13 protein-coding genes are annotated in these 18,546 nt (G+C 71.0%); 7 read left to right on the top strand and 6 right to left on the bottom strand.

The window, feature by feature from the left end; genetic code table 11:
* The first annotated feature begins 392 nt into the window (after positions 1-392).
* The 4 genes from ppdK to ACQEWB_RS16010 all read left to right on the top strand — a co-directional run bounded on the left by ppdK (position 393) and on the right by ACQEWB_RS16010 (position 8,596).
* On the top strand, positions 393-3,113 hold the full coding sequence (gene ppdK, locus ACQEWB_RS16025) for a pyruvate, phosphate dikinase (RefSeq protein ID WP_432831399.1): 2,721 nt from the start codon (positions 393-395) through the stop codon (positions 3,111-3,113).
* 612 nt (positions 3,114-3,725) lie between these two features.
* Positions 3,726-5,471, top strand: coding sequence for an ABC transporter ATP-binding protein (locus tag ACQEWB_RS16020; RefSeq protein ID WP_432843843.1), 1,746 nt, complete (start codon positions 3,726-3,728; stop codon positions 5,469-5,471).
* A 69-nt stretch (positions 5,472-5,540) separates the two neighbouring features.
* Entirely contained in the window at positions 5,541-6,467 is a 927-nt protein-coding gene (locus ACQEWB_RS16015) for an oxidoreductase (RefSeq protein ID WP_432831397.1), read from the top strand.
* A 233-nt stretch (positions 6,468-6,700) separates the two neighbouring features.
* Positions 6,701-8,596, top strand: coding sequence for a hypothetical protein (locus ACQEWB_RS16010; protein ID WP_432831395.1), 1,896 nt, complete (start codon positions 6,701-6,703; stop codon positions 8,594-8,596).
* A gap of 6 nt (positions 8,597-8,602) precedes the next feature.
* On the opposite strand, the gene ACQEWB_RS16005 is transcribed toward ACQEWB_RS16010, so the two are convergent.
* The 6 genes from ACQEWB_RS16005 to ACQEWB_RS15980 form a co-directional block, all read right to left on the bottom strand.
* Complete coding sequence (locus ACQEWB_RS16005) at positions 8,603-9,370, bottom strand: SDR family NAD(P)-dependent oxidoreductase (protein WP_432843841.1); 768 nt, start codon at positions 9,368-9,370, stop codon at positions 8,603-8,605.
* A gap of 85 nt (positions 9,371-9,455) precedes the next feature.
* Complete coding sequence (locus ACQEWB_RS16000; protein WP_432831393.1) at positions 9,456-10,040, bottom strand: TetR/AcrR family transcriptional regulator; 585 nt, start codon at positions 10,038-10,040, stop codon at positions 9,456-9,458.
* Positions 10,041-10,118: 78 nt separating this feature from the next.
* The gene (locus tag ACQEWB_RS15995) at positions 10,119-11,258 is read right to left on the bottom strand and encodes an LLM class flavin-dependent oxidoreductase (RefSeq protein WP_432831391.1); all 1,140 of its coding nucleotides are present in this window, start codon (positions 11,256-11,258) and stop codon (positions 10,119-10,121) included.
* Positions 11,259-11,389: 131 nt separating this feature from the next.
* On the bottom strand, positions 11,390-11,740 hold the full coding sequence (gene nirD, locus ACQEWB_RS15990; RefSeq protein ID WP_432831389.1) for a nitrite reductase small subunit NirD: 351 nt from the start codon (positions 11,738-11,740) through the stop codon (positions 11,390-11,392).
* Positions 11,737-14,352 (bottom strand): nitrite reductase large subunit NirB, encoded by a 2,616-nt coding sequence (nirB, locus tag ACQEWB_RS15985; protein ID WP_432831387.1) that lies wholly within the window; start codon positions 14,350-14,352, stop codon positions 11,737-11,739. Before nirB ends, nirD begins: the two co-directional genes overlap by 4 nt.
* The gene (locus ACQEWB_RS15980; RefSeq protein ID WP_432831385.1) at positions 14,352-15,566 is read right to left on the bottom strand and encodes an NAD(P)/FAD-dependent oxidoreductase; all 1,215 of its coding nucleotides are present in this window, start codon (positions 15,564-15,566) and stop codon (positions 14,352-14,354) included. The genes nirB and ACQEWB_RS15980 overlap by 1 nt, the downstream gene beginning before the upstream one ends.
* Before the next feature lie 258 nt (positions 15,567-15,824).
* Between ACQEWB_RS15980 and ACQEWB_RS15975 the strand changes: the two genes are divergently transcribed.
* The 3 genes from ACQEWB_RS15975 to ACQEWB_RS15965 all read left to right on the top strand — a co-directional run bounded on the left by ACQEWB_RS15975 (position 15,825) and on the right by ACQEWB_RS15965 (position 18,445).
* Complete coding sequence (locus ACQEWB_RS15975) at positions 15,825-16,361, top strand: hypothetical protein (RefSeq protein ID WP_432831383.1); 537 nt, start codon at positions 15,825-15,827, stop codon at positions 16,359-16,361.
* A gap of 61 nt (positions 16,362-16,422) precedes the next feature.
* Positions 16,423-17,751, top strand: coding sequence for a sensor histidine kinase (locus ACQEWB_RS15970; RefSeq protein WP_432831381.1), 1,329 nt, complete (start codon positions 16,423-16,425; stop codon positions 17,749-17,751).
* Positions 17,752-17,791: 40 nt separating this feature from the next.
* Positions 17,792-18,445 (top strand): LuxR C-terminal-related transcriptional regulator, encoded by a 654-nt coding sequence (locus tag ACQEWB_RS15965; RefSeq protein ID WP_432831379.1) that lies wholly within the window; start codon positions 17,792-17,794, stop codon positions 18,443-18,445.
* Positions 18,446-18,546: the final 101 nt, after the last annotated feature.

The raw sequence follows: 18,546 nt of genomic DNA, 5'->3' as shown, positions 1-18,546 counted from the left end.
GTCCGGGGGCCGTCCGCATGGTGAAATCCGGCCCGCTGTGGCAGCGTGATTCTCGCCACGCCTGATAAGGGGTGCGCTCGGATGAGCGGATCTTGGGCGACTGCACTTCTCCAAAGGGTGGCACCGAGTGCCACCCTTTGATCGTTCATCGATCGAAATCAGATGCGCTTGAGGGCTGCTCAGATGAGCGGAAAACCGCCCTTGTGGGCAGTGCTGCGTTCAAGAAGTGAAAACATAAGCGGTTGGTTGCTTGCCGAGCTTTGACTTTCGATCCGCTGGCGGACGAGTGGTTACAGGCGCATGACGCGTGAGTAGACGTACCCAGACGCCTTTGATCTGGGTATGTTCCTGCCCGTCAGGGCAGCCACCGCGTCCCGAGGGAGTCGAGACCCGTGTCGGAAAACAAAGAACCCCACGCAGCGAAGTTCGTTTACGACTTCACCGAGGGAAACAAGGACCTCAAGGACCTCCTGGGCGGCAAGGGCGCCAACCTCGCCGAGATGACCAACCTGGGGCTTCCCGTTCCCCCTGGCTTCACGATCACGACGGACGCCTGCAAGGTCTACCTCGACAGCGGCGAGGAGCCCGCGGCACTGCGTGACGAGGTGAGTGCGCACCTCGACGCCCTCGAGACGCGGATGGGCAAGAAGCTCGGCCAGGCCGACGACCCCCTGCTGGTCTCCGTCCGTTCCGGCGCCAAGTTCTCCATGCCCGGCATGATGGACACCGTCCTGAACATCGGGCTCTCCGACAAGTCCGTGCAGGGCCTCGCCAAGCAGGCCGGCGACGACCGGTTCGCCTGGGACTCCTACCGCCGCCTCATCCAGATGTTCGGCAAGACCGTCCTGGGCGTCGACGGCGAGCTCTTCGAGGACGCGCTCGACAAGGCCAAGGAGGTCAAGCAGGTCTCGGTCGACACCGACCTCGAGGCCGCGGACCTCAAGAAGCTGGTCACCGCCTTCAAGAAGATCGTCAAGAAGGAGGCCGGGCGGGACTTCCCGCAGGACCCGCGCGAGCAGATGGACCTCGCGATCCACGCGGTCTTCGACTCCTGGAACACCGACCGCGCCAAGCTCTACCGCCGCCAGGAGCGGATCCCGGGGGATCTGGGTACGGCCGTCAACGTCTGTTCGATGGTCTTCGGCAACCTCGGACCGGACTCGGGTACCGGTGTCGCCTTCACCCGCGACCCCGCCTCCGGCCACCAGGGCGTCTACGGCGACTACCTCCAGAACGCCCAGGGCGAGGACGTCGTCGCGGGCATCCGCAACACCGTGCCGCTCGCGGAGCTGGAGCAGATCGACAAGAAGTCGTACGACCAGCTGATGCAGATCATGGAGACCCTGGAGAACCACTACAAGGATCTCTGCGACATCGAGTTCACCATCGAGCGCGGGCAGCTGTGGATGCTCCAGACCCGGGTGGGCAAGCGGACCGCCGGTGCCGCCTTCCGGATCGCGACCCAGCTGGTGGACCAGGGGCTGATCGACGAGACCGAGGCGCTCCAGCGCGTCACCGGCGCCCAGCTCGCCCAGCTGATGTTCCCGCGCTTCGACGAGGACGCGAAGGTGGAGAAGGTCGGCCGGGGCATCGCGGCCTCGCCGGGCGCGGCGGTCGGCAAGGCGGTCTTCGACTCGTACACCGCCGTGAAGTGGTCGCGTTCGGGCGAGAAGGTCATCCTGGTCCGCCGGGAGACCAACCCCGACGACCTCGACGGCATGATCGCGGCCGAGGGCATCCTCACGAGTCGCGGTGGCAAGACCTCGCACGCGGCCGTCGTCGCGCGTGGCATGGGCAAGACCTGTGTGTGCGGTGCGGAGGAGCTGGAGGTCGACACCAAGCGGCGGCGGATGACCGTGCCGGGCGGGCAGGTGGTGGAGGAGGGCGACCTCATCTCCATCGACGGGTCCAACGGCAAGGTGTACCTCGGCGAGGTGCCGGTCGTACCGTCCCCGGTCGTCGAGTACTTCGAGGGCCGGATGCACGCGGGCGCCCAGGACGCCGACGAGCTGGTCGAGGCCGTGCACCGGATCATGGCCTTCGCCGACCGCAAGCGCCGGCTGCGGGTGCGCGCCAACGCGGACAACGCCGAGGACGCGCTGCGCGCCCGCCGCTTCGGCGCGCAGGGCATCGGTCTCTGCCGTACCGAGCACATGTTCCTCGGCGACCGCCGTGAGCTGGTGGAACGCCTCATCCTCGCCGACACCGACGAGGAGCGCGAGGAGTCCCTCAAGCAGCTCCTGCCGCTCCAGAAGCAGGACTTCGTCGAGCTGTTCTCGGCGATGGACGGCCTGCCGGTGACGGTACGGCTCCTCGACCCGCCGCTGCACGAGTTCCTGCCGGACATCACCGAGCTGTCGGTGCGCGTCGCCCTCGCCGAGTCCCGCAAGGACCCGCACGAGAACGAGCTGCGCCTGCTCCAGGCCGTCCACCGGCTGCACGAGCAGAACCCGATGCTGGGGCTGCGCGGTGTGCGTCTGGGCCTGGTCATCCCGGGTCTGTTCACGATGCAGGTGCGGGCGATCGCGGAGGCCGCGGCCGAGCGCAAGAACGCCAAGGGCGACCCGCGCGCCGAGATCATGATCCCGCTCGTCGGCACCGTCCAGGAGCTGGAGATCGTGCGCGAGGAGGCCGACCAGGTCATCGCCGAGGTCGAGGCAGCCACGGGCGTGCAGCTGAAGCTGGCCATCGGCACGATGATCGAGCTGCCGCGCGCCGCCCTCACGGCCGGGCAGATCGCGGAGGCGGCGGAGTTCTTCTCCTTCGGCACCAACGACCTCACCCAGACGGTGTGGGGCTTCAGCCGGGACGACGTGGAGGCCTCGTTCTTCACGGCCTACCTGGAGAAGGGCATCTTCGGCGTCAGCCCCTTCGAGACGATCGACCGGGACGGCGTGGGCTCGCTGGTCAGGTCCGCCGTGGAGGCGGGCCGCCAGACCCGGCCCGACCTGAAGCTCGGCGTCTGCGGCGAGCACGGCGGTGACCCGGAGTCGGTGCACTTCTTCCACGAGGTGGGTCTGGACTACGTCTCCTGCTCCCCGTTCCGCATCCCGGTCGCCCGCCTGGAGGCGGGTCGCGCGGCCACCCAGTCGGCGGGCAGCGACCACCGCTAGACCATACGGCGACCACCGGAGAGAGGGCGGCACCCCGTGCGGGGGGTGCCGCCCTCTCGTTGATGTGGGAAAACGCCTTTTCTTGTGTGCCCACCCAGGAAATGCCAAGGTTTTCACAGCTTTCATTCCTGCCCTTAATTTCGAGTTTTCCGTTCGCCTCGCACAGGGGCGTGTTAACTTCTTTCTCATCGGGCGACGGGATCGCCCGTGATCGCAAACTCGAAAGGAGTCCGTCATGGCCTTCAGGGTAGTTGCACCGCTTGTTCCGCGCCGGAACGGGAACGCCGACCCGAACGTGAACGCGAACCCCGGTCAGGTTCCCCCGCCCCCGCCCCAGCAGCGCCGCAGGCGCCCGCGCCCCGGTGATCCGGCGCCCCAGCAGCCGGGCGCCTGAGGCTGAAAGCCCAGGTGGCAAGGGAGGGCCGCCGGTTCTCCGGCGGCCCTCCCGGGAGAAATATGAAAACGTCCGAAGAATCCTCGTGGGATCATTTACCACGTGAAATACCGCCGGATATGGAGCTGTCCGAATACGGTTTTCCGGTGATCCGGAATTCCGTCGCCTCCGGCTTCCATTTCCTCACCGCCCGAGCCGCATTCCGCCGTTTCTGGCCCATGACCAGGGGCCTGCGCCGCTGGCTCGTGGTCGTCTGGCTGTGCACCGTACTCGGCGCGCTCGCCGAGACCTCCGCGATCCTCCTGTTCGGCGATCTGACGGACAACGCCCTGCAGAAGGGCTCTCTCGACGCCTTCTGGACCCAGGCCGTGCAGTGGCTGGTCATCGCCGTCCTGGGCGCCGCGATCGGCTACGCGGGCGGCTCCCTCGCCGTATGGGTGTCGGAGCGGTTCGTGATGAGACTGCGCGAGCACGTGTTCGAGCATGTGCAGCGGCTGCCCCCGCACTTCTTCCAGCTCCACCGGCAGGGCGATCTGCTCTCCCGGCTCACCGGCGACGTCGAGGCCATCGAGCAGATGGCCGTCTCCGGGCTGATCGGCACGGCGTCCGCGCTGTTCAGCGCCGTCTTCTACGCGGCGGCCGCGTTCTGGCTGCGCTGGGACCTCGCGGCGGCGACCTTCGTGCTCGCCCCGCTGTTCTGGCTCGCGGCCCGGAGGTTCTCGGCCGGCGTCAAGGCCGTGGCCCGCGAGGGCCGGGTCGCGGACGGGGCCGTCACGTCCGTCGTGGAGGAGTCGCTCGGCAACCTCGTCCTCACCCAGGCGTACGGGCGCCACGACGCCGAGCGCCGTCGGCTCGGCCGGGAGGCGTCGGCGTGGTTCCGGGCCGCCGTCCGCTCGGCCCGCCTCAACCAGGCGTACGGACAGCTCGTCCAGGTCATCGAGACTGTCTGCGTCCTCGCCGTGATCGGCATCGGGGTCTGGGAGATATCCGAGGGCCAGATGACCCTGGGCCAACTCCTGTCCTTCGCCGCCCTGTTGAGCTACCTCTACCCGCCCGTCCGCAGCCTCGCCCAGCTCGGACTCCTGGTCACCGCCGCCACGGCCGGCGCTGAACGGCTCGTCGAGATCCTCGACACCCGGCCCGCCGTCACCGATCCGGCCCACTCCGGCCGGCAGACCGGACGCCCCGACGGCGTCGTCGAAATGAGGGACGTCTCCTTCCGCTACCCGGGCGCCGAGACCACGGCCCTCATGGGCCTCTCCTTCACGGCCCACCCCGGCGAACTGGTGATACTCACCGGCCCCAGCGGCGCCGGCAAGTCCACGGTCTCCAAGCTCCTGCTCCGCTTCTACGACCCCGAAGCGGGCGAGGTGACGCTGGACGGCGTCCCGCTGCGCGACTTCTCCCTGGACCGCCTGCGCGAGTACGTCACCCTGCTCCCGCAGGAGACCCTCGTCCTGCACGACACCGTCCGCGCCAACATCGCCTGCGGGCGCCCCGGCGCCAGCGACCGGGCGATCGAGGAGGCGGCACGGGCGGCCGACGCGCACGACTTCGTCGCCGCACTTCCCGAGGGTTACGACACCTGGATCGACCCCAACTCCGCCCAGCTCTCCGGCGGTCAGCTCCAGCGCCTCGCCATCGCCCGCGCGATCCTGCGCGACGCCCCGGTCCTGGTCCTCGACGAGCCGACGACCGGCCTCGACGCGATGGCCGCGCGCCGCATCGTGGAGCCCCTGCGGCGGCTGATGGCGGGCCGTACGACGATCATGATCACCCACGATCTGGGCCTGGCCCCGGACGCGGACCGCATCCTGGTCGTGGAGGAGGGGCGGCTCGTCGAGACCGGGCGCCATGACGAACTGCTTGCCCACGGGGGGACGTACGCGCGACTGCACTGGTCGCGGGAGACGGGCGGCGGGGACGGCGAGGAGACGTACGCGGGGTGGGCCGCCGCCGGGTGAGTTGGCCTTCGTGGAGCGGGCGGAGGAAGCTGGGAGGCGGTCGAGTCCGGTAGCGGAGGGGAGCCTGCCATGTGTGCCTGGAGCCTGAAGGACATCCCCGAGCAGGACGGCCGTGTCGCCGTCGTCACCGGGGCCAACAGCGGGCTCGGTCACGTCGTCGCGCGGGAGCTGGCCCGCAAGGGGGCGCGGGTGGTGCTCGCGTGCCGGAGCGAGGCTCGTGGGAGTGCGGCCGCCGACCGGATCGTGGGTGAAATACCGGGCGCGCTGGCGGAGTTCGCGCGGCTCGACCTCGGGGATCTGGGCTCCGTGCGGGAGTTCGCCGATCGGTTCCCGTACGACCGGGTCGATCTGCTCGTCAACAACGCCGGGGTGATGGCGTTGCCGTACGGGACGACCGCGGACGGGTTCGAGACGCAGTTCGGCGTCAATCACCTGGGGCACTTCGCGCTGACCGGACGGCTGCTGCCGCTGCTGCTCGGCTCGCCCGGGGCGCGGGTCGTGACCGTCTCCAGCGAGGTGCACGCGCTGGCCAACATCGACATCGACGACCTCAACAGCGAGCGCCGGTACCGGCGTTGGACCGCCTACGCCCGCTCGAAGACCGCCAACCTGCTGTTCACGCACGAGCTGGCGCGCAGGCTCGCGGCGCACGGGGCGGACGTGGTCGCGGCCGCCGCGCACCCCGGGTACGCGGCCACCAACCTCCAGGGCGCCGCCCCCCGGATGCAGGGGCGCCGGCTGGCCGGCTGGGCGATGGAGCTCGGCAACCGGGTCATCGCACAGTCCGCGGAGGCCGGCGCGCTGCCCACGCTGTACGCCGCGACGGCACCCGACGTACGGCCGGACTCTTTCACCGGACCGTCGTTCCTGATGTGGCGCGGCGCGCCGGCGCCTTCCTGGCGGGCGCCCTGGACCCTCAACGACACGGCGGCGGAACGGCTTTGGGCCGCCTCGGAGGAGCTGACCGGGGTCTCGTGCGACGTCCTGAAGGTGTGAAGGCAGTGGTGTGACGCCAGTGGTGTGACGCCAGCGGTGTGAGTCCATGGCCGGTCCTCGGCGGCCGAATGGTTTCCATCCCGGACGGCCATGGCTCACCGCCCGATTCACAGGAGCCACTCCCTTCTGCGGTCTCCCACGCGCTGCTTCACTCCCTGTCGCACCTCCGGCACGTCCGTCCCCCTGGAGTCGACCGCCGTATGAACTGCCGTACGGCGCACGGGAGTTGCCCCATGTCTGAAGCCATCCGTCAGCCGACCATGCGCTCGCGCGTCCGCGCCCTGCTCGCCGTCGGCGCCCTCGCCGCCGCGCCCACTCTCCTCGCCCCGGCCACCGCGCAGGCCGGGACCGGCGGACGCAGGACCGTCGCCGCGGGCGAGACCTGGGTCGTCACCGGGACCACCCGGCTCGACCTGCTCGTAGTCGAGGAGGGCGCCCAACTCACCGCCCCCGACGGCTACATAATCACCCTCACCGTGAACGGCGTCGAGACCGGCTCCGCCCTCGACGGCACCTACGGCGTGACCACCCTCATCGCGCCGGGCACCTACCGCGGCGACGTCGTCCTCACCCCGGCCGTCGAGCACCTGGTGACCTTCGCCGGCTACACCTTCCATCTCCGGCAGGCCGTCTACGTCGGCTCCGCGGGCGTGGTCGCGGAGAACTCCGTGCTGTCCGCGGTGCGTGGCGGCCGGCTCACCGACGCGTACGCGAGAGACGTCGGCCTCGTCTCCGAGGCCCAGGCGTTCAACGGGTTCTTCGTGGCCGACGGCGCCGACTACGCGCTGGAGGATCTGCGGGTCGCCTTCGACGGCAACGGCCGCTGCGACTTCGCCAGTTACGGCGCCGCCGTCACCGGCGCGGGGGAGGGCACCCGGCTGGTCGTGGACGGAGCGCGCATCGACACCCGGGGTGTGGTGCGCAGTGCGCTGATCGCGCGGGACGGGGCGAACGTCGTCGTCAAGAACTCCCGTATCCGCGCCCGCAACGGCGTCCTCCCCGACGACTACGTGCCCGCGGGCGGCGCCAACATGCTGACCGTGCCCTGGCGGCTCGGCCTGACCGGCGACATCCGCGCCACCAACGTCATCGGCACCAACACCAGGGCCACCTACGTCAACTCCGCGATCTCCTCCGAGCAGTGGGGCGTCCTGTCCACCGACTCGGTCAGCAACTCCCGCCTCACCACCGTCAATTCCTCCGTCACCATCACCGGCGACTCCGGCTACGGCACCTACGCCGACGGCAAGACCCAGCAGGACCTCTTCCTCGGCACCGACTTCGACGTGGCCACCTGGGTCGCCATCTCGACGGGCAGTCCCGTCGTGTTCGGCGACAGTACGGCGGAGGCGGTGGCAGCGCTGAATGAGGAGCTCGAACTCGGCCTGGGTGAAGGGGAGTTGGCGGCCATCGAGGCCCGCCCCTGCACCCTCACCTCACGTGGCTTCGGCGTGATGTGGCACAGCGGGGACGGCGGGTCCGTCGACATCAGCGGCGGGACCCGGTTCTCCACCGCCGAGACCATGTTCCTCGACAAGGCCGTGCAGATGGCCGTCACCGTCGACGGCTCCCAGGGCGCCGAACTCCACGCCGGCAACGGCGTCCTCGTACAGATCATGGAGACCGACAACCCCGGCTCCATCGACGGCGTCTACACCGAACCGACCGGGGATCCGGACCGGGACGACAGCTTCGACACCAGCGCCGAGCACACCGCCGACGCCACCGCCTCCTTCACCGGCATCGCGCTCCAGGGCGACTTCTACAACGCCATGCGCACCGGCAAGAACCTCGTGCTCTCCTTCGCCGGCAGCAGCGTCGAGGGCGTCATCTCGGCGAGCGCCTCCGCGCACGCGGTCTCCACGATCACCTCCGCCGAGTGGGCGCAGCTCAGCCACGTCACCAACACCGCGCGGCCCGCGATCAACAACGGCGTGATCGTGCAGCTGGGGGCGGGCTCGGTCTGGACGGTCACGGGGACGTCGTATCTGACGAAGCTGGTTCTCGACGCGGATGCCGAGGTGCGGGCGCCGGACGGTACGACCGTCGGCCTCACGGTCGACGGCACGGCAACCGCGCTCGAAACGGGGGCCACCTACACGGGCGCCCTCACCCTCACCGTCGGCTGACCCGGCTCACGCCGTCGCGCCGCCGTCCACCACCAGGTCGGTGCCCACCACCGAGGACGCGTCGTCCGAGGCCAGGTAGAGGACGGCGGCGGCGATCTCGTCGGTGGTCGAGATCCGGCCCAGGGGCAGCGTGGCCGCGGCCCGCTCCGCGCGGTCCGGCTCCGTCTCGCCCGCGCGCAGCGACATGGGGGTGTCGGTCGCGCCGGGGCTGACCGCGTTGATCCGGACGCCCTCGCGGATGTGGTCGCGGGCGGCGGCCCTGGTCAGGGCGGAGACGGCGGCCTTGGTGGCGGCGTACGCGGCGGCGCCGGGAACGCGCGCGTGCGCGCCGAAGGTGGAGGCGATGTTGACGATCGCACCGCCGGACGGCTGTGCGCGCATCTCCCGGATCTGGGCCCGCATGGCGAGGAACACGCCGGTGACGTTGGTGTCGAGCTGGGTGCGCCAGTCGGCCTCCGGCAGGTCCGCCAAGGGCTGCCCGCCACGGAAGACGCCCGCGTTGTTGACGGCCACGTCGAGGGAGCCGAAGTGCTCCGCGGCGGCGCGGACCAGTGCCTCGGCGTCGGCGGCACGGGAGACGTCGGCCGTCACCGCGAGCGCCTTGCCGCCCAGTTCCTCGATCAGGCGGACCGTCTCGTCGAGGGGTTCCGGGCGACGCCCGGCGGCGACGACCCGCGCCCCCTCCGCCGCGAACGCGAGCGCGATCGCCCGGCCGATCCCCGAGCCGGCGCCGGTGACGAGAGCGGTCCTGCCGGTGAAACGCGTCCCGGTCATGTTCGTCCTGGTCATGTTCTCCCCTGTTTTCTTGACCGATCGGTTCAGTATGGCGGCGAACAAGAAGCGCCCCGGAGTCAGGGACTCAGTCCAGCAGTGCCAGCGCCTGTTCCGCCGCGTCCCGCACGCGCGCCGGATCCGCCGACGCCTTCCCGACGACCCGCAGGCCCTGCAGCAGCACCAGCAGCATGCGGGCGAGGGCGAGCGGATCGCGGTCGGCCGGCAGCTCGCCCTGCGCCTGCGCGCGGACCAGCGCCGAGTGCAGCACGGTCTCCAGCTGGTCCCAGTTGCGCTCGACCTGCCGGGCGGCCGCCCGGTCGTGCGGGGCGAGCTCGGCCGCGGTGTTGGTCACCAGGCAGCCGTTCAGGCGCAGTTGCTCGTCGGCGGCCTCGGCGGCGTAACGCCGTACGACCGCCCGGACGGCCGGCAGCGCGGGCCCCGGCTGGGAGAGCTCCCGCACGATCGGCGGGAGTCCGGCCCGGTCATAGCGCTCCAGCGCCTTGAGGTACAGCTCGTGTTTGTTGCCGAAGGTCGCGTAGACGCTGGCGCGGCCGATGCCGAGACGGTCCACCAGGTCGGACATCGACGTCGCCTCGTAGCCGCGCTGCCAGAACAGCTCCAGGGCTGCCTGGAGCGCGGCGTCCGGATCGAACTCCTTGGTCCTGGCCATGTGTCGCAGCCTAGAACCATTCAGAACGATCGGTCAACAAAGGCCGGGAGAGGCCGCTGGACGCGCCTCCCCGCCCGGCTACGCGAACTCGGGGATCAGCTCGCCCACGCGCCGGATACTGTCCATGACCCGCTCGTGCGGGATCGCCCCGACCTGCTGGAAGCACATCAGCCGGTCGATGCCCGCGTCCGCGTAGGCCCGCAGCTTCTTGCGGCAGGTGTCGGGGCTGCCGACGATCAGGGAGTCCTGGGCCATCAGCGCCTCGAAGAGCTCGTCCTCCGGGACCGTCTCGCCCTGGAGGATGCGGCCGATCGCCAGCTGGGCCGCGTTGGGGGCCGCGTCGGCCTCGTCGCGCAGGAACGCGCCCGTGAGGCCGCCGCCGGACGGGTCGGCCAGGATGCCCTGCTGGATCCGCATCGTCTCGACGAACGCCTCCGCCGCCTCGAAGAAGGTCAGCGCCCGGGCCGTGTACCAGGCCGCCGCGGCCGCCGCGCCCGAGCGCAGGGCCTCCTCGTCGGTCTCCGCGCAGTGCACGAACGTGAAGAAGGCGATCTGGTCGTTGACGAAAGCGCCCACGGGCTGTTCGCAGGCGGCCACCGCCTCCCGGTACAGCTCCACCAGTCGGGCCACCCGGGTCAGCGGCTCCCAGAGCGTGGTGCCCAGGACGCCCACCCCGCGCCGGCCCGCCTCCTCGAAGGACGCCGGGGACGAGGCCGCCTGCCAGAGAGGCGGGTGCGGGCGCTGCAACGGGCCCGGGACCAGGGGCTGTTCCCCTGCGCCCGTCCACAGCCTGGGGACCTCCTCGAAGGCCCGCTGGGTCTGGGCCCGGGCACCCGCCGGGTCCACGCCGAACATGCGCCACTCGGGGGCCGTCGAGCGGGTCAGGCCCAGCTCCGTTCGGCCGCCGCTCAACTGGTCCAGCCAGGACGCCCGTTCGGCGATCCGCCGCGGGTGGTTGATCTCGGCCGGCGCCAGCACCGCCGCGTGCCCGAGCCGTATGCGGGACGTACGCTGCGACAGCGCCGCCAGCAGCAGCTCCGGCGCCGAGCTGAGGCTGAACTCCTCGGCCCCGTGGTGCTCCACCTGCCACCAGCAGCCGTACCCCAACTCGTCGGCGAGGACGGCCTGTTCGACCGCCTCTGTGATCCGCCGGTGCTCGTGGTCCTCGGCCGTCCACGGCCGGGGGTCCTGGATCTCGCTGAACATGTCGAGCTTCACGTGCTGAACTGCCCTTCTCGCCTGCCGGATTGACGTGGGAGGGCTCCCACGCGGCGCCTTCAGCGTGCCAGGCGAACGGGCGAAAAGCGGTTTGCCCCTCCGACGGGAGGGGCAAAACCGGAATCCAATGTTCAGCTTGTGCGGACCTCGTATGTCGCCACCCGCACCGACTCGTCGTCCAGGCACTGCCCCGACACCAGGTCGAAGCGCTGCTTGAGGAGGGGCGAGGCCACGAACGGGCGGCCCTGGTGGGTGCCGGTGAGACCGCGGGAGAGGACCGCCGCGCCGCCGAAGGGGTCGCGGTTGTCGATCGCGTACAGAGCGCCGTTGCGGTCGCGGAACACGGCCACCTGGCTGCCGTCGGGGAGGAGCGCCGCCACGCCCCGGCCGGGGACCAGCTGGTTCAGGTCGCAGACGGTGAACCAGCCGTCCGCGAGCTGGAGTTGGACCTTCAGGTCGGTGGTCTCGGGTGCCAGGGTCATCGCTGGGCGCTTCCTTCCAGGAGGTCTTCGGCGGGGCGCAGGCCGATGGACAGCAGCGGCAGGTCGGGCTTGATCTGGTCCCGCTCGGGCACGAAGCCGACGACCGGGTCGGGGGTGTCCGGGGCGTTCACGAAGGACACGAACCGGGCGAGCTTGTCAGGGTTGTTGATGGTGGTCGCCCACTCGTCGGCATAGTTCGCCACGTGGTCCGCCATCAGGGACTCCAGCTCCTCGCAGATGCCGAGGGAGTCCTCCACGACCACGTCACGGACGTGGTCCAGGCCGCCGGGGATCCGCTCCAGCCAGGTCGACGTGCGCTCCAGACGGTCGGCGGTGCGGATGTAGAACATCAGGAACCGGTCGATCAGGCGCACCAGTTCGGCGTCCGTGAGGTCCTGGGCGAGCAGGTCCGCGTGGCGCGGGGTGGCGCCGCCGTTGCCGCCGACGTACAGGTTCCAGCCGTTGGAGGTGGCGATGACGCCGAAGTCCTTCGACTGGGCCTCGGCGCACTCGCGGGCGCAGCCCGACACCGCCGACTTGAGCTTGTGGGGGGAGCGCAGGCCCCGGTAGCGCAGCTCCAGGTCGATCGCCATGCGCACCGAGTCCTGGACGCCGTACCGGCACCAGGTCTGGCCCACACAGGACTTCACCGTGCGCAGCGCCTTGCCGTACGCGTGGCCCGACTCGAAGCCGGCGTCCACCAACCGCATCCAGATCAGCGGGAGTTGCTCGACGCGGGCGCCGAACATGTCGATCCGCTGGCCGCCGGTGATCTTCGTGTAGAGGCCGAAGTCGCGGGCGATCTCGCCGATCGTGATCAGGCCCTCGGGGGTGATCTCACCGCCGGGGATGCGCGGGACGACCGAGTACGAGCCGTTCTTCTGCAGGTTGGCGAGGAAGTGGTCGTTGGAGTCCTGGAGGGCCGCCTGCTCGCCGTCCAGGACATAGCCGCTCGCGCCGATCGTCGGGGCGAGGGAGGCGATGATCGAGCCGACCGCCGGCTTGCAGACCTCGCAGCCGTCGCCGCTCTTGGCGCCGTCCCGGCCGTAGCGGTCGAGCAGGTCCTGGTAGGTGTTGATGCGCAGGGCGAGGACGATCTCGTACAACTCCTCGCGGGTCTGCGAGAAGCAGCCGCACAGGCCCTTGTCGACCTCGACGCCGGACGCCTCCAGCTCGGCGGTGACCAGCTGGCCGAGGACCTTGACGCAACTGCCGCAGCCGGTACCGGCCTTGGTGCACTTCTTCACCTCGGGCACGGTCGTGCACCGGTGGTCGGTGACCGCGCCGCGGATCGCGCCCTTGGAGACGTTGTGGCAGGAGCAGATGATCGCCTCGTCCGGCAGCGCGGACGGGCCGAGCTGCACGGACTCCCCGGTGCCGGCCGGCAGGACGAGCGACTCGGGCGAGACCGGCGGGACCGAACCGGTGAACGCCCGCAGCGTGCCGTACGCCTCCGCGTCGCCGACCAGGATGCCGCCGAGCAGCGTGCCGTCCCGGCCGATGACCAGCTTCTTGTAGAGGCCCGCGCGGGAGTCGGAGTAGACGACGTCCAGGCAGTCCTCGGTGGTGCCGTGCGCGTCGCCGAAGGAGGCGACGTCGACGCCGAGCAGCTTCAGCTTGGTCGACAGGTCGGCGCCGACAAAAGCGGCTTCATCGGAGGCGATCGTCGCGGCGGCCGTCTCGGCCTGCTCGTAACCGGGGGCGACCAGGCCGTACACCCGGCCGTCGGAGGCCAGCGCGCACTCGCCGATCGCGAAGACGTGCGGGTCGGCGACCGTACGGCACTGCTCGTCGACCGTGATGCCACCGCGCTCGCCGACCGTGAGGCCGCAGTCGCGCGCCAGCTGGTCCCTCGGCCGTACGCCGGCGCTGAACACCACCAGATCCGTGGCGAGTTCGGAACCGTCGGACAGCTTCATGCCGGTGACGGCGCCGGCCTCGTCGACCACGATCTCCTGCGTGCCGACGCCCGTGTGGACGGTCAGGCCCATCTCCTCGATGGTGCGCAGCAGGGCCGCGCCACCGCCGTCGTCGACCTGCACCGGCATCAGGCGCGGCGCGAACTCCACGATGTGGGAGGTGAGTCCGAGTCCCTTCAGCGCACCGGCCGCCTCGAGCCCGAGCAGACCACCGCCGACCACGGCACCGGTGGTGCGGGTCTTCGCGTACTCCTCGATGGCCAGGAGGTCCTCGATGGTCCGGTAGACGAAGCAGCCCTCGGCGTCCTTGTTCGGGACCGGCGGCACGAAGGGGAAGGAGCCGGTGGCGAGGACGAGGGTGTCGTACTCAAACACCTGACCGGACTTGGCCGTCACCTTCTTCGCCTCGCGGTCGACCGTCACGGCCGGGTCGCCGACGTACAGCTCGATGCCGTGCGTGTCGATGAACTCCATGTCCGTCATGGAGAGTTCCTCGGGTGTTTTGCCCGAGAAGTACGAGGTGAGGGCGACGCGGTCGTACGCGGGGCGCGGCTCCTCGCACAGCACGACCACGCGGTGCGTCGCGGTCAGGCCGCGCTCGGCGAGCGCCTCGAGGAAGCGCTGGCCGACCATGCCGTGGCCGACGAGCACGATCGTGGGGGTGGCCTCCGTGGCCTCCGGGGTGGCGGTCATCAGGAGCCTCCATCGTTGGTGAGCAGGTGGAGCAGGGGCCCGTCGTCGGGGAGCGGCTCTGCTCCCTCCCAGGCCCGGGCGAGCGCGCCGACGGTGCCGAGTTCGCCGACGAGGACCCCGCCGACCAGGCGGTCGTCGCGGACGACGACCTTGCGGTAGGTGCCGCGGGTGGCGTCCGCGAGCTGTACGACGTCGTCGCCGGGCCGCGGCTCGGTCTCGCCGAACGCGGCGAGGTCGAAGGGTGAGTCGTGCCCGACGAGTGTGAGCCGGGTCAGCGAACGGGTGCCGGTGTAGCGGGCGTTGGTGTCACCGGCGATCAACTCCGCGAGCGTCTCGGCCTGTTCGAGCGCCGGAGTGGCGAGCCCGTAGACCTGGCCGTCGTGCTGCACGCAGTCGCCGATCGCCCTGATGTGCGGGTCGGAGGTGCGGAGTTCGTCGTCCACGACGATGCCCTTGCGTACGTCGAGCCCCGCGACCTGGGCGAGGCCGACGCGCGGGTGGACCCCACAGGCCAGGACCACGAGGTCGGCGTCGAGGGCGTAACCGTCGTGCATCTCGACCGAGCGGACCGCACCGCCCACGCAGCGCACGTCACGCACCCGGCACTCGGTGTGGATCTCGACGCCGAGGTCCTTGAGATGCCGCTGCACGAGCTTCGAGGCGCTCGGGTCGAGCTGGCGCTCCATGAGCCGCTCGCCCTGCTGGGCTAGGACGACCTGCGCGCCACGCTGGGCGAGCGCGCGGGCCGCGGAGACCCCGAGGAGCCCGCCGCCGATGACGACGGCCTTCGTACCAGCCCGCACGGCCTTGGAAAGACCCAGGCAGTCGTCCATGGTCCGGAACGCGTGCACGCCCTCGGGCAGCACGTGGTCCGGCGTGAACAGGCCGCGCAGCGGCGGGAGTACGGGGTTCGAGCCGGTCGCCAGGACCAGCGTGTCGTATCCGATCTTCGAGCCGTCCGCGAGGTGTACGGCTCGCACCTCGCGGTCGATGCCCGTGACCCGGCCGCGGGTGAGCTCCGCGGGCGCGGGCAGCGCGATGACATCCGGGCTGTAGCGCCCGGCGAGCACCTCGGCGAGGAGCACCCTGTTGTACGGGCGGTGCTCCTCCTCGCCGATCAGCGTCACGGGCGTGCCGAGCTCACCGAGCCGCCGGGCGAGACGGACGCCCGCGAGGCCGGCGCCGATCACCACCACACGCGTATTCGAGGTCATGCCTAGGAGCGTGCGGTGCCGGTGTTACCCGGCAGCATCACCTCTGTTTCCCGCGAGGAACGCTGCCCTCTTCGGGAGCGCGCCGAGAGTGTGAGGGTTCGGCGGGCGCGCCGGGGGCGTGGTGTGAGGTCCCGCGGCGGGGCGGGGGTGGGGCTACCCGAACCCCCGGCTTCCGTGCAGGCACCATCGTCTACGACCACGGGCGACGGGAGCCTTGTCCCATCGGGTTTCACCAGCTCAGAGCAAGGGGGAAGCACCATGGACGCAGTCCGGGAGGTCCCGGTACGGGACGCGGCGGCCGTGCGGGTCTGGCGGGTCGTCCGCGAGCCGTTCACGGCCGCCACCTGGCGCCGTTTCGCATACGCCGTGATCGCCTTTCCGACGAGTGTGGTGTGCGTCCCACTGGCGCTGGTGGGGGCGCCGGCGGGGCGGTGGCAGCGGAGGCTTGTACGGCGGTGGCTGGGCGCCGGGGAGGTCGGCGGGGTCGACGGGCCGGCCGACGGGCCGCGGGCCGGGTTGGTCCACGCGTTGGTCTCGCTGCCGGTGAACCTCCTCACCCTGGCCGTCACCCTCTACGGCTGGGCGATCGTCCCGATGAACCTCGGCTGGCCGCTGCGCGCCGGCTCCGACCACTCCCACGCCTGGGGCGGGCCCACCTTCGCCGGGGCCTGGGCCTTCCACGCCGTCCTCGGCGGGCTCGGGTTCCTGCTGCTCATGCCGTGGGTGGGGCGGGGGCTGGCGGCGGTGCAGCTGCGGGTGGCGCGTGCGTTCCTCGCCGGGGCCGGGCGGCCCTAGGTTGACCTTCGTGAAGCGTCTCCGTTCCCGGTCCGGGCCGGGTGTCCCTGGGGCGACCCTCGTGAAGCGTCTCCGTTCCCGGCCCGAACCGGGCGCCCCCGGACCGGCCCTCGCGAACCGCCTGCGTTCCCTCGTCGCCGCCACCTTCGGCCGCCGTGCCCTGGCAGCCCTGCTGTACGGGGTGCTCGCGCTGCCGCTCGGGCTCGTCGGCTGTGTTCTCACGCTGGCCGGGCTGGCGGCGGGTGGGCTGTTGTCGGTGACCACGCTGGGGCTGTGGTTGCTGGCCGGGACCGTGCGGGGGGCGCTGGCGCTGGCGGCGGTGCAGCGGGGGCTGGCCCGGCGGCTGCTCGGGGTGGAGATCGAGGAGCCGGTGCCGCCGCGGGGGAGCGGGGTGCTGGCGTGGCGGCGGGCGGTGCTGGGGGAGCGGGCGGGCCGGCGGGCGGTGGCGTCGGCCGTGTTGACTCCGTTCACAGCGATTTTCCTGTACGCCGCTGTTGTCATCGGATACGTCTACGGCGTCCTGCTCACCCTGCATCCGGTGCTCCGCCACCTGAACTACAACACGGTTCACCGGCCCGACGGCACGGTGACGCATGTGTCACTGGAGTTCTTCGGCTACCAAGTCGACAGCTGGCCGCGCTGGTTGATCCCGTTCACCCTCGGCCTGCTGCTCCTGGCGTTCGCCCCCCGCTTCCTGCGACTCGCGCTCACACCCCACCGCGCCCTGCTGACCGCACTGCTCGGCCCGACCGCCGCCGACCGCCGTATCCGCACCCTGGAGGAGACCCGCGCCCAGGCCGTCGAGGACGCCGCCGCGACCTTGCGCCGCATCGAACGCGACCTGCACGACGGCACCCAGGCCCGCCTGGTCGGCCTCGCCATGCACCTCACGATGATCCGCGAACTCGTCGCCACGGGCGCCACCCCCGAGCGCCTCCTCGCCGTGGTCGACACCGCCCAGCACAACGCCAGCCAGGCCATCACCGACCTCCGCCACCTGGTCAAGGGCATCCATCCCCCCGTACTCGACGAAGGCCTCCCGGCAGCCCTCGCCACCCTTGCGGCCGACAGCGCGCTCCCCGTCGTCGTCACCACGGAAATCACGACCCGCCCGAGCCCGGCGGTCGAGTCCATCGCGTACTTCTGCACGGCGGAACTGCTCGCCAACGCGGTCAAGCACAGCGGCGCCGACACCGTCACGGTCGAGGTCACCACCGCCGACGGCCGCATCCGCCTGCGCGTCGGCGACGACGGCCGGGGCGGCGCGACGATCGGCGCCGGATCCGGACTCACCGGCCTGCTGGCCCGGGCCCGCACGGTCGACGGGACGCTCATCTGCGACAGCCCGGCCGGAGGGCCTACGGTGGTGACCGTCGAACTGCCGCTGTGATATGTGACATAGCACTGGACCTCGGGAGCTCAGGAGCCGTATGCGCGTCGTCATCGCCGAGGACTCCGCCCTCCTGCGCGACGGACTGGCCCAGCTCCTCCGGATGCGGGACGTGGAGGTGGCGGCCGCGGTCGGTGACGCCGAGACACTCGTCGCGTCCGTCGCCGAGCACGCCCCCGACGTCGCGGTCGTCGACATCCGGCTGCCGCCCACGCAGACCGACGAGGGCGTACGGGCGGCGCTGCGGCTGCGTGCCGAGCATCCCGGCACCGGGGTCCTGCTCTTCTCCCAGTACGTCGAGACGGCCCACGCGGCCCGACTGCTCGCCGACCCGGCGGGGTTCGGGTACCTGCTGAAGGAACGGGTCGCCGACATCGGCGAGTTCGTGGGCGCGCTGGAACGCATCGCGGCCGGCGGCACGGCACTCGACCCCGAGGTGGTCGCCCAGCTCTTCGGCGCGAGCCGCCGCACCAACGCGCTGGACACCCTCACACCCCGCGAACGCGAGGTCCTCGCCCTGATGGCGGAGGGCCGCACCAACCACGCGATCGCGACGGCGTTCACGGTCTCCGAACGCGCCGTCGAGAAACACATCGCCAACATCTTCACCAAGCTGGACCTGCCCCCCTCGGAGACGGGAAACCGGCGCGTACTGGCAGTGCTGCGATATCTGGAGAACGGCCGGGACGGCTGAAACGCGAACGAGGCCCGGGAATTGTCACTCCTCGACCCGGTCGGCGCGAAAGGCCTGAGCGATGACCGCGTACTGAGCGGCGATCTCAAGCCGGCGGCCTG

This window comes from Streptomyces sp. CA-249302 (genome assembly GCF_050936785.1).
GTDB lineage: Bacteria > Actinomycetota > Actinomycetes > Streptomycetales > Streptomycetaceae > Streptomyces.
The sequence above is the reverse complement of the archived record's forward strand: the minus strand, read 5'-3'. Positions and strand labels throughout refer to the sequence as shown.

What these genes read in the sequence shown, in the direction of transcription:
- ACQEWB_RS16020 (WP_432843843.1), top strand. Translation starts at nt 3,726, where the DNA reads ATGACCAGGGGCCTGCGCCGCTGGCTCGTGGTCGTCTGGCTGTGCACC.
- ACQEWB_RS16015 (WP_432831397.1), top strand. Translation starts at nt 5,541, where the DNA reads ATGTGTGCCTGGAGCCTGAAGGACATCCCCGAGCAGGACGGCCGTGTC.
- ACQEWB_RS16010 (WP_432831395.1), top strand. Translation starts at nt 6,701, where the DNA reads ATGTCTGAAGCCATCCGTCAGCCGACCATGCGCTCGCGCGTCCGCGCC.
- ACQEWB_RS16005 (WP_432843841.1), bottom strand. Translation starts at nt 9,370, where the DNA reads ATGACCGGGACGCGTTTCACCGGCAGGACCGCTCTCGTCACCGGCGCC.
- ACQEWB_RS16000 (WP_432831393.1), bottom strand. Translation starts at nt 10,040, where the DNA reads ATGGCCAGGACCAAGGAGTTCGATCCGGACGCCGCGCTCCAGGCAGCC.
- nirD (WP_432831389.1), bottom strand. Translation starts at nt 11,740, where the DNA reads ATGACCCTGGCACCCGAGACCACCGACCTGAAGGTCCAACTCCAGCTC.
- nirB (WP_432831387.1), bottom strand. Translation starts at nt 14,352, where the DNA reads ATGACCGCCACCCCGGAGGCCACGGAGGCCACCCCCACGATCGTGCTC.
- ACQEWB_RS15980 (WP_432831385.1), bottom strand. Translation starts at nt 15,566, where the DNA reads ATGACCTCGAATACGCGTGTGGTGGTGATCGGCGCCGGCCTCGCGGGC.
- ACQEWB_RS15975 (WP_432831383.1), top strand. Translation starts at nt 15,825, where the DNA reads ATGGACGCAGTCCGGGAGGTCCCGGTACGGGACGCGGCGGCCGTGCGG.
- ACQEWB_RS15965 (WP_432831379.1), top strand. Translation starts at nt 17,792, where the DNA reads ATGCGCGTCGTCATCGCCGAGGACTCCGCCCTCCTGCGCGACGGACTG.